Source organism: Neisseria sp. P0019.S003 (assembly GCF_051957115.1).
GTDB lineage: Bacteria > Pseudomonadota > Gammaproteobacteria > Burkholderiales > Neisseriaceae > Neisseria > Neisseria flavescens_D.
Window position 1 is genome coordinate 19,052 of the sequence record NZ_JBQCWT010000009.1, and the last position, 10,818, is coordinate 29,869.

Sequence of the window (10,818 nt, forward strand, 5' to 3'; positions counted from 1 at the left end):
TACATACTCCCTATAAAGTTACAAAATTGCCGTTTTCATCAAGTGTTTGTACAAAACCTGAGCGTTGTGGGCTATTAGAGGAAAATACCGTTGTATTGGCGGCAGGCTCTTGAGGTTGAGCATCTTTAACCTCTACCCTTTTCACTACTTTAATAGGAGCGGCCTGTGTCTGATTACTGGCCGTCTGAACGGTTTGGCCTTTTTTACCGCTTCCCAACCAAGAACCGTAAACCATCAATGTGCTTTGTTCTAACTTACGGCTACCGCCTTTTATCGTAGGGGATTCACCGTTATTCAACCGTGCGTAACGAATTTTGACTTCACGAACATATTTGGTTGTTTCTTTGTAGGGCGGAATGCCCTTATATTTCTCAACCGCCCCTGGCCCTGCGTTATAACCTGCTAGGATAAGGTCTAGGTTTCCATTGAAATATTTAGTCAGGTAACGCAGGTAACGTGTACCGGCAATAATATTTGGTTCAGGTTTATACAAGTCTTTTGGGGAGATACCCATCTGTATAGCGGTTGCCGGTATGACTTGCATAAGGCCGCGAGCATCTTTATTTGATGTGGCATTTGGGTTATAAGTGCTTTCCTGTACCATAACCGCACGGACTAAATTCGGGTCTAATCCCTGTAATGCCGCGTGTTTATTTATCAAACTGTCAAACTGTGCCGAAACCGCAAACGGCATGAATAAAATCAGCGGAATAAACAGACTATACTTTTTCATTTTCCTCTACCTCTCTATAAGCAACCCTGCATTTCAAACCCTTTTTTTCACACCAATCTTGTAAGGCTTCGACAATCAAGTCATTTCGCCGAATACGCCCGATTGTTGTCTTTTTAGCCAATTCGGTATTGATTGATTTGTAATAAGCATTAATCAAATGAAAAAAACTTTCACTGACATAGACAATCATCTGTTTTTTATCGTGTCGTTTGCCTCTACTCATTTTGAAGCCTTCCAATTTGCGTAGATTTGAGAAGCACTAATCCTGTAAGATTGGTACGAACTGTTCATCATCAGCAAATTGGCTTTGATTTTGGCTTCATTTGCCTCGATTACGGCCGTTTCAAAACGGATCGCATTATTTAAATCTTTAGCTTGTTTTTGGGTTTTAGCCTTTACCTTCATCAAGCTATCTAAATTGTTTGCCGCACAGTTGGCTTTAGACCATGCTAGTTCGGATTCTGTATATGCCCTATTAATCGCAGCAGCATTCTGATTGGTTAATTTATCCAGTTCTGCACTGGCATAAACACCGGTATCAGCGGCTTTCATTTCCTGTAACTGCTGATACAGTGAAACATCTTGCTTATTACCCCACTTAACCATGACATTTTCATTCATGGTGCTTGGCATTTCATAACCTGCGACAGTAGCAATATTTGTTAGTAAACCCAACCCAGCCAAACCTTTTGTCAGCGCATCATATTGGCCGCGCATAATATCTAATGATTCTTTGGCTTTCTGAATCGCCATTGTGAGTTGTGCAAATTTTGCTGGGTCAAATACAGTTTTACCGCTTCCTGAAACTGTTCCGGCTACTGTTCCACCAACTTCAATCGCCACATTTGCGCTATTGCTGATTTCTTGCTCAGGTAATTTCACACGAGGGCAGACATTTTCAGCTTTTTGCATATTTTCAATTTTGGTACGGTTTGTATTGTCAATGCTTTCTGTTTTGGTCGTTTTTCCATTTTGACCAATACTTTTAATGTTGCTGAAATAATCGCCTTTACCGCCGTATTGTTGGTAAAACCGTGCAATATTGATGACATAATTTCGGGTTTCGGCCGGCATTTTTTTCAAACCTTTTTTGTATTTGCCAAAATTGCCAGACCCCCAGTTATACGAATACAACGCATAAGCCATAATGCCGTTATTAGAACTGAGCAGACGACGCATATACAGCGTACCACCAGCAATATTTTTTTCAGGGTTAAACCTTTCAGCAGCAGTTAAACCCAACTCAGGTGCCGTTAAAGGCATGATTTGCATCAAACCACAAGCACCTGCTCCCGAACATACGCTTGCGTTATGCCCAGATTCTTGTTGAATCTGGGCATGAATCAACAGCGGATCATGACCATATTTGGCACTGTACTTTCGGACAAGATTGTCATAGGTCAGTGGCAAGGCATGGACTGAAGCACACGCAGAACCAACCAATAAAGCAAGCAATAATGGTTTCATTCTTCATCTCCTATCAACTGTTCGGCCAATAAAAACGAATCTTCAAAACCGTTGCCATCTGTACCATAGGAAATGGAATAACATCCGCCCTTATCATATACCGTCAGATAGTCCCTTAATTGGCTGGAATTGTCGGCAACGTGCGGCATAGTAAACAATGCTAGACGGCCTTTAACAATAATCGGCAAATCGCCAAACAAGCCTGTTCTATCGACACAATTCTCCTGTTCGACATAGCGGTAATTAACCAATAGGCCACCGCAAGTTGCACCGGTACATTTTCCCTGCGGATAAAAGTTATAAGACCAACCGTTTTGTGTATCGGTTGCGGTCTGAACATACTTAAGGCCGTGGGAATGAGCAAAATTTTGAACAATATTGCTGAAATTATTAGCCGGTTCTGCCATAACCGACCCAGCAACAGCAAGCAGTAATAACAAGGCTAACGGCTTCATTGTTGTTCTCCTTTTTCAAAACGGAATTGTTGTTTTGGGTTATCAATATCGGTAAGAATTGCTGTCTTACCGTTGACTTCCAACAGGTATAAATCAAAACCGTCTTGCTGAACAATTTTCTGGCCGCCTTGATTTTTCAAAACCAGCGGCGTTTTTGCCCAACTATTTTCGATGTAGGCAGATTGTTCATCATCTGCAATAACCAGCGCACTACTCATGCCGTGTTGTTGTTCAAAAGCTGTCTGCCCTACCCGATGATATACACCGCCGTCTCCGTTTGCTTGCGAACAGGCCGCCAAGAACAAAACCGGAAGAACTATCAATGATTTTTTCATGACTTCAATCCTTTCTTTTCCGCATAACCTTTGTAATATATGTTTTCGCAACCGTAACCACCCGTAGGCGTTCTTTTTAATTGGATAATGACATCTATATTCTGTCTGACAAATTCCTTGACCTGTTCAGCATTGAGCGTTGTACCCGCTCTTAAAACCATTAGTGACATGCGATCTAGTGCTAGTTCGGGCGTATCAGCGTGAATTGTGGCGATTGCACCCGGATGGCCTGATGAAATCAGATTCAAAAACATAAAGGCTTCATCTCCCCGAATTTCGCCTAGAAAAATTCTCTCTGGACGCAACCGCAAACATGCTTCCATTAAATGCTGTGCATTGGCTTTTGATGTACCTTGACCACCACGTGAATAATAAAGCTGCAAAGTATTAGGCTGTGGCGGATCTAATTCTTTGGCGTCCTCAATCGTGATGATTCTTTCATTCATATCAATCAGCTTAATCAGCGAATTAAACAGCGTAGTCTTCCCTGAATCCGTACCGGCAGAAATCAACACATTTTTTTTCAGTTGTACTGCACGTTTGACAAACTGCCAAAATTCGCCGTTTTCATACAACCCTAACAACTCTTCATCTGCTGGCGACATTCCGTGATAGGCTTTCAGGCCGTCAAACATATCGCGGTAAATATCGTATTCAAGGCTCATAATTGACGGCTTCCGGATTGAAAGTGCAATTCTGCCCTGATATACGGCTGGGTCTTTGACAACCTGAATCCGGTAAAACAAATCCTTATGTTTAATGGATTCGATTTGAGCGGACAAAAGCGGTGTTTCATCAGAAATTTTCTGATGGGTATTGGTTGCTATCAAATCCGCAAACGCCTTTAACCGCTTATAACTCAATTTCGGCTGTTCAATCCGTTGCATTCCTTTACAGCCTTTTTTTGCGATAAAGAACTCATAAGGCTTATTTACGGAAATTTCCGTTACATCATCATCTTCAAATGCTTCGCCGAAATCGACTTTCATGATGTTGTGAAGCAATGCAACAGACATAACTACCTCAATTCAAAAGGGATGAAAAATCTAAATCTTTGGCAACCAGTATCTTAATTTGCGCACCGTGTTTGACTTCAATAGTTGGCGGAATATCTGCGTGTTTAGACAACATATTTTGAGCGGTATCATTAAACGCATTAGCTACCTCAGAACGGTATTGAGCCGCGCTGTTGTTATTGTCGCTGCCTTTAACATCAACCGTTGCTGTGGCCGCACCAAATACCGATAACAAAGCTGCTGTACCGAACATACGGAAAAAGTGATTATTTACCTTTCCACCCATACCAACGATACCTAGATTATTGGTTGCTGGGCTGTCTAACATAATTTCAACACCCTGCGGCGTGATTGCCCTGCGCCAAATGGCCGCGATTTCAGTCTGACCAGCTTTCACAACTGAGGAATATTCCCCAAACAACCGTGTACCGGCAGGCAACAATTCATATCTACCCTGTTCGCCATAGACCGGATCGCTTACGCGGGCAATAATGGTTGATGGAATATCGCTTTTTATTGCTGTTTCCACCACGGCATCTATTACTTTTCCCTGCTGAACCAAAAATTCACGATTCGGATTGTAAGAAGCACTTGAAATAGGAGCTTGGCTTGTCCCCGAATTAAACCGGCCTCCTTGAGTGCTAGCTGCACTTTGCGACTGGCTTTGTGTTTGGAGTGCTGCACCGTTTTGACCACCACCTTGAGCCATTGCAGCAAAAAAAGCCTGCATATCGGTTTGACCGTTGGCTTGTGCGGCATTCGGCGATATATCGCCACTACCACCTGTTACCATAACCGATGATTTATATCGTGCTTCGAGCATTGCTCTTTCCTGTGTTTTACGCGCTTCTGCTGCTTCATCAACCTGCGGTTGCTGAGGCATAGGCGGCGGAGGTACTGGTTGTTCTGCCTGCTGCACAGCAATAGCTTCTTGTGGAGGATTAAAACTCAGTTTATTTACCGAGGAATCGGTACTATTTGGGTTTGATACAGGATTGCTAACCACACCCAAATCTTCTGACTTTTCTTCTTTATCTGACAATTTAATATATGCCAAACCGCCAAATACGATAGCTGCAACAGAAATCAATCCGACTGCCTGAGCTATCGGTTTTTTGTTTAAAGTTACTTTTGGTTTAACTTTGATATTTTCATTCGCCCCTAATTCAGGTTCAGGAGGTACGTTAATTTCTTCGGGTTCGGAATTTAAAAAATCTTTTTCATTTTCCTGATTGCTCATTTCACACCTCTTCAATCCTTGAAATCTTCATTGCGAATACATTTCACAATGTCGCCTAAACGTAAAGCGAAGATTCGACCTGTTTTTTCTACCACCACATATTTACCCTCGCGGCGCACATTGGTTAATTCTTCACGACCACGCGCATTGACCAAATAAATTGCAGGTAAAGATTGGCGGTTATCAAACTCAAAATAAGTAAATTGGCCATCATCAAAAACAGACTTGATTTTGATACCTTTTACTTTGGTTTGTGAGTAGTTATAGTTATTCTGCCTAAATGTCGGTGCTTTATTGGCGGCCGCCTTGCTCTTCGCTACGTCAGTAGGCTGGCTGTAATCAAAACGTACTACAAAAACTGGGTTTTTGCGGCTACCACTGCGTAAATGCAGGTAGTAATTGTGTTTATCAGTAATCACATTTACGTTAGTGCTGCTCATTCCTGCTTGCGGCTGTTCCGCTGGTTTGATAAATAAACGGTTTCCTTGAGGAACTATCTGCCAGCCGATAGTATCGCCTGACACAACTGTTTTAATCTGTTCAGTTCCAAATTCAACCGTTGTTGCAAAACCGAAAGCCGTATCAATTTCAACAACCTGATTTGGATTAAAACGGACAACACGGACACGAGAATCTTCTGACACTGCTCTCGGCACTGTTGCCGCCTGAATTGCACCGGAACAAACCAATAACGCCAAAGAAGTTATTAACGCGGTTTTCATTTCTTAGTTTCCTCTGTTGTTTCTGAAACATTTGGCACGACTGCCGCTTGTTCAGGTAAACCGACTGCTGACGAAGAAGATAAAGCATCGGTTGAAGCATTCTGCGAAACAGACCAGCCTGTAATTTTGAATCCAAAAGCATTCAGTCGTTGCTGTTCCACGCTCAAATCATCGTAATTGCCAGTAACATACGAACCGACAACAGAATATGAATAAACCTGTTCTGCTCCCTGATTTTTCATACGAGTACGGAAATTAACTTGAAATCGCTTATCATCAGTTACGTTGATTGAAGATACATCGACTTCGATCGTTCCAGTTTTACCCAAACGAGAGAAAGGACTGTTTGGATTATCCGGCGCTACTTCTGCAAAAAAATCACGTTTTACATTGGTATCCATGAATACGGCAGCATTGTTATAACGTTCTTCAAGTGATTTTCCGCTACCGATGTAGGCATAGCCATATCGGGCATTCACAACTGAATTGACGGTTGATTGAATCCACATTTTGAAAGCAGATGGGTCTGAATCGTTTTCAAGATGAACGACTTTTTCAACAATACCAGTTGCACTATCGACCACCGCAATAATCGGCTCAGTCTGTTTCAGCGGCATCATTCGCATGATGGTAAATGCCAAAACAATGATTCCGACAACCAACACGCTGATCAAAATCAAGCACCATAACAGTAGCTTGTTTTTACGCTTATCCTCTTTTTCATACGACACACCGAGTGCGTCTAAAAATGCTTGGCTGTCTTTTTTGAATTTATCTAAGTTTTCCATTTCCAACCCTTAATTTATTTGGCTAGTCCTTTTGTAAAAAACTTTTTAGCAGCAGACATTACATTACCAACGCCTGTACTAGTAATGCCGAAACCGCTTGAAGCTAAGCTAGAGGCGATACTTGGCATTTTGGCAAATGTTACTAATGTGACGAATAAGGAAAGCGCCATACCAATAGCAGAGGCAAAAGTAGCGACCTCAGATGGAAATACTTTTTTATAAATTGCTGGTATGACCCCCATAATCAACTGTGTAGCTAATGCCAATAACAGGAGTGTTAAAAATTGGTTGAATATCAGAGCTACCCAGTTATTAAAAAAGTTTTTGGTTGAATCGAACATTGCACAACCAATGAATATCGGAGCAGTGATTATCATCAGAGCTAAAATTAGTTTGCATTGTAGAAACACTAAAAAATACAAACCAATCGCTACAATAGCCAACAACATAACCACTAAATACACGCCAACAACAGGTAGAACAAAAGCAATTTCTAAAACCCCACCGCTACTTACGGAAGAAAAACCCTTATAAATTTCATCGAATACAAGAGTAGCGAAAGAATAAATTAAAGCTGATTGCGATTGACCAACCATAGAGCCAACAAGCTCAGGTATTCCGTAAATTACTGGTTCGCCAATATAGTGATACACGTCAGCCCACGAGCCAATTAAGGTTAGAATCAAAAAAAATTTGAAGAAGTCCAAAGTCAGCTTTTTCGCATCTACTCTGGCATACATCAAATGTATTGCCTGATAAACCATCCAGCAGAACAACATAGCCGCTAAAATTGGAATTGTGTTTTCCATAACCTGCTGATAAAAATTTTCAACATTCTCCAAAATGATTGAATCAAATTTTTCATCAAGAGTTGAAAAATATGCTTTTAGCTGCTCTGAAAGTGTTGATAATGAATCAACACTTTGTTGCGTTGAAGAATTTGCCATCTCAATTTACTTTCGGAAAAAAGTTTTCAAATCCATCTAACCTGATTCCTTGTTGTTTTTCATCGTATGTGAAGCAACTTGATAACGTGGATTCCTCACAAAATTTATTTTGTGTGGTATAGGTATAAACATGGTTCTTTTTCAATTCATTGTCGCGCCAGCGTTCTGTAATAACCATTTTGAATTTTTTTGGGTCAGCTTCTAATCGAGTGATTTCATAATCACGTTGGATATGTTTGCCTTTATCACGATAAGTACCGGTTACGTCAGGTACAGATTCCGCACAAGCTGCCAATCCAAACAATAAAGCAAATACGAATAATTTAGATTCCATTTGAATATCCTTTCTAACTCGATTTAATTTTTTCAGGTAAAAGCTATTTGGTTCGCTGATAGGTCAACAACCCATTTTCTGAGCCGATGGTTAGAGTATTGGCATTTTCCAAGCGGAAACAGGCACGGTCTGTATCTTGGGTACACAGTAAATTAGTTTTTGGGTCAAACTTCATTTCTGTGAAAACACCACGAGCTAAAACCGATACGCTAAAAACATCATCGGCCTTTTTCTCAATCAAAATACGGTCATCAATAGCGAAGCTACTATTTTGTTGAGCTGGTTTTACTGGGTTTACCCAAATGCCAACAAACATCTGGCCATTTTGGGTTTCAGCCGAACTAGGAGATTCTGAACACGCCAGTAAAAGGCTACAAGCCAGGAGGGGAAGATACTTTTTCATTTAAGCCACCACTTGATTGATTGGAACAAAATCGCAAGCGCAAGGGGATTTAGGCTGTTTGTTTGCCGAACAGCCGAGCAATGAAAAAGAGATAAGTATAAAAGCGAGGTACTTCATGGGATTTCCTTCCAGTTTGGTTATCACTAACGAAAATGTAAAAGGCATATCCCGTAATGTTTTGTACGGAACGATTTTGATTGTTATAACTTTTGGGCGCAGATAAAAGTATCCGCTGTGATGACGTTTGATATTGTTATATTTGTATTTAATAACAACTGATTGATTCTAAAAGTGATGTTTTGACGTATGGAGGATTTGATACCTTCTTCATGCTTTTCAGTGTAAACAATATCGTTTTAATTGTAAATAGTTTCACAATCATAAAATCATGATTTTATGATTTTGCTTAAATAAGCGTATGATTCAAAACTATAATTTTATAAAATATATTTTTTATAAAATGTGGCTTTATGACAGACAAAAGCAAACGCAGCTATTCGCTGTATATCAATGACGATTTTCTGATTGAGCTAGATATGCTTGTTTTGAACTTGAGAAAACAGGGATATTGCCGAGAGAACGGCGAAAAGCTCAGACGTGTAGATTTGGTCTATGAAGCGTTGGATTTACTGAAAGAAAAATATCAAATGTCTGAAAATCCGCGTTATGACGGCTATGTCTCACGGATGACCAATGATGAATAGCTATACTCTCCCCTATTAATACCCAGCTTATACACAAAATCTGTTGATAACTGCTATCAGCAAAGAAACAAGCCTAGAAAAAATAAGAATAAAAAATTGAGTTCAGTCAGCAGACTGAACGAGGGGCTGGGATAGTGAATCAGCAGATTCACGATCTCAGAGAAACCAGTAACCGGTTTTCCAACAAACGAAACTATGCTTAGTTTCTTTCCCAAGTTCGCAGATTTTCTGCTGAAAATCTTTCGAGTTATCCCCAAAATTTTTCTTGGAATTGGTTTTTCATCTGTTTTTAAATTATTTTTAATTATTTTTAGGCACTTTGAAAGCCTTATTTGGTACGGTTTTTAGTCGCTTTACTGGTACAAATTCCGACTTAAATGGAACAAATTCCGACTATAAATGGAACAAATTCCGACTATAAATGGAACAAATTCCGACTATTTTCAACACCTATAATTTTAAAGTTATCCACAATCGAACTTATCAACATTTTTAAAATGGTACAAAAAAAATACTTGTACCATTTTAAATTTTATCCGATAATCCAGTATCGGATAAAAAGGTTCATTTAAATGGCTCAAATTAATAAATTACCCCAACAGCGAAAAAGGTTGTCAGGACTACAATCTAAAAACATCGTTATGGCTAATAGTTTGAATCGTTCTGCAATGGGTTTGAATTTGTCTGAAAAACGGATTGTAGCTTGCGCTCTTGCGAAGCTAAATGGTTTAAATGGTTTGGCAAAAATTACAGCTAAAGAGTATGCCGAAACATTTAATTTACCGCTTAATCAGGCTTATGAGCAGATGAAAGAGTCAGCTAAAGGTATGTTGAGCAGGGCGGTTACGGTATTTTTAGAGGACGAGGAAAGACGCGAAACTACAATGTACCCGTGGTTTTCAATTATCAAATACGAGGAGAATGAGGGATATGTTGGTGTAAAATTTAATGCTGAGATTGCCCCTTTTTTATTTGATGTAACAGAAAGATTTACTCAATATCAGTTACTTCAAGCATCTTCCTTACGTTCCTTATACTCTTGGAGGTTACTTGAAAAGTTTGAACAATTTAGAACTAAAAAAGACGGTATAAAATCTTCCAGTGGTTGGTATAAGACAACGGTTGAAGAATTTGCTAGAGAAATGGAAGTACCTGATTCTTATTTGAATAATTTCAAAAATCTTCGGATTCGAGTTATTGAACCAGCTATTAAAGAATTGGTTGAAAAGGATGGTTGGAAGATTGAATTTATTCCTGAAAAAGAAGGTAGGAAAGTTGCTAGACTTCATTTTAAATTTGAGAGAGCCTAGCCTGATCCAAAAAAGAAACTGCCCAAAGCAGTTTCTTTTTTTGTATGACTTTGGCCTTTAAATGGAACAAAAACCGACTGCCAGCTGAACCGGCTGAAAAGGCTTATCTGCTATGACTTTGGCCTTTAAATGGAACAAAAACCGACTGCCAGCTGAACCGGCTGAAAGAGCTTATCTGCTATGACTTTGGCCTTTAAATGGAACAAATTCCGACTGCCAGCTGAACCGGCTGAAAGAGCTTATCTGCTATGACTTTGGCCTTTAAATGGAACAAAAACCGACTGCCAGCTGAACCGGCTGAAAGAGCTTATCTGCTATGACTTTGGCCTTTAAATGGAACAAATTCCGACTGCCAGCTGAACCG

The 10,818-nt window shown here is 40.0% G+C and carries 14 protein-coding genes; 2 read left to right on the top strand and 12 right to left on the bottom strand.

The features are described from left to right. Positions 1-10 precede the first annotated feature (10 nt). Genes ACTHTS_RS10540 through ACTHTS_RS10595 form a run of 12 tightly spaced genes read right to left on the bottom strand, consistent with a single transcriptional unit; the run spans position 11 to position 8,440 of the window. Positions 11-733: a lytic transglycosylase domain-containing protein gene (locus ACTHTS_RS10540; RefSeq protein WP_070649278.1), complete on the bottom strand. Its 723-nt coding sequence runs from the start codon at positions 731-733 to the stop codon at positions 11-13. Further along, complete coding sequence (locus ACTHTS_RS10545; protein ID WP_070649276.1) at positions 720-956, bottom strand: hypothetical protein; 237 nt, start codon at positions 954-956, stop codon at positions 720-722. The genes ACTHTS_RS10540 and ACTHTS_RS10545 overlap by 14 nt, the downstream gene beginning before the upstream one ends. Further along, positions 953-2,200: a transglycosylase SLT domain-containing protein gene (locus tag ACTHTS_RS10550; RefSeq protein WP_440367621.1), complete on the bottom strand. Its 1,248-nt coding sequence runs from the start codon at positions 2,198-2,200 to the stop codon at positions 953-955. The genes ACTHTS_RS10545 and ACTHTS_RS10550 overlap by 4 nt, the downstream gene beginning before the upstream one ends. After that, positions 2,197-2,655, bottom strand: a complete 459-nt coding sequence (locus tag ACTHTS_RS10555) for a hypothetical protein (RefSeq protein WP_440367623.1) — start codon at positions 2,653-2,655, stop codon at positions 2,197-2,199. The genes ACTHTS_RS10550 and ACTHTS_RS10555 overlap by 4 nt, the downstream gene beginning before the upstream one ends. Further along, positions 2,652-2,990 carry a hypothetical protein gene (locus tag ACTHTS_RS10560; RefSeq protein WP_070649270.1) on the bottom strand — a complete coding sequence of 113 codons (339 nt, stop codon included), beginning with the start codon at positions 2,988-2,990 and terminating at the stop codon, positions 2,652-2,654. The genes ACTHTS_RS10555 and ACTHTS_RS10560 overlap by 4 nt, the downstream gene beginning before the upstream one ends. Next, on the bottom strand, positions 2,987-4,006 hold the full coding sequence (gene virB11 / locus ACTHTS_RS10565) for a P-type DNA transfer ATPase VirB11 (RefSeq protein WP_440367624.1): 1,020 nt from the start codon (positions 4,004-4,006) through the stop codon (positions 2,987-2,989). The genes ACTHTS_RS10560 and virB11 overlap by 4 nt, the downstream gene beginning before the upstream one ends. 7 nt (positions 4,007-4,013) lie before the next feature. Beyond that, the gene (locus ACTHTS_RS10570) at positions 4,014-5,246 is read right to left on the bottom strand and encodes a TrbI/VirB10 family protein (protein ID WP_440367626.1); all 1,233 of its coding nucleotides are present in this window, start codon (positions 5,244-5,246) and stop codon (positions 4,014-4,016) included. A gap of 11 nt (positions 5,247-5,257) precedes the next feature. Continuing rightward, a complete protein-coding gene (locus ACTHTS_RS10575) occupies positions 5,258-5,968 on the bottom strand; it encodes a TrbG/VirB9 family P-type conjugative transfer protein (protein ID WP_440367628.1) in 711 nt (236 codons plus the stop codon). Beyond that, complete coding sequence (locus ACTHTS_RS10580; protein ID WP_440367630.1) at positions 5,965-6,756, bottom strand: VirB8/TrbF family protein; 792 nt, start codon at positions 6,754-6,756, stop codon at positions 5,965-5,967. The genes ACTHTS_RS10575 and ACTHTS_RS10580 overlap by 4 nt, the downstream gene beginning before the upstream one ends. A 14-nt stretch (positions 6,757-6,770) precedes the next feature. After that, positions 6,771-7,703: a type IV secretion system protein gene (locus tag ACTHTS_RS10585; protein ID WP_440367632.1), complete on the bottom strand. Its 933-nt coding sequence runs from the start codon at positions 7,701-7,703 to the stop codon at positions 6,771-6,773. 1 nt (position 7,704) lies between these two features. Next, on the bottom strand, positions 7,705-8,037 hold the full coding sequence (locus ACTHTS_RS10590) for a hypothetical protein (RefSeq protein WP_440367634.1): 333 nt from the start codon (positions 8,035-8,037) through the stop codon (positions 7,705-7,707). 43 nt (positions 8,038-8,080) lie between these two features. After that, entirely contained in the window at positions 8,081-8,440 is a 360-nt protein-coding gene (locus ACTHTS_RS10595) for a hypothetical protein (protein WP_070649292.1), read from the bottom strand. 470 nt (positions 8,441-8,910) lie between these two features. On the opposite strand from ACTHTS_RS10595, the gene ACTHTS_RS10600 reads away from it, so the two are divergent. Together ACTHTS_RS10600 and ACTHTS_RS10605 are read left to right on the top strand one after the other, a co-directional pair. Then, positions 8,911-9,144 (top strand): hypothetical protein, encoded by a 234-nt coding sequence (locus ACTHTS_RS10600; protein ID WP_070649294.1) that lies wholly within the window; start codon positions 8,911-8,913, stop codon positions 9,142-9,144. 572 nt (positions 9,145-9,716) lie between these two features. Beyond that, complete coding sequence (locus ACTHTS_RS10605) at positions 9,717-10,454, top strand: replication initiation protein (RefSeq protein ID WP_440367636.1); 738 nt, start codon at positions 9,717-9,719, stop codon at positions 10,452-10,454. The last annotated feature ends 364 nt before the right edge of the window (positions 10,455-10,818 follow it).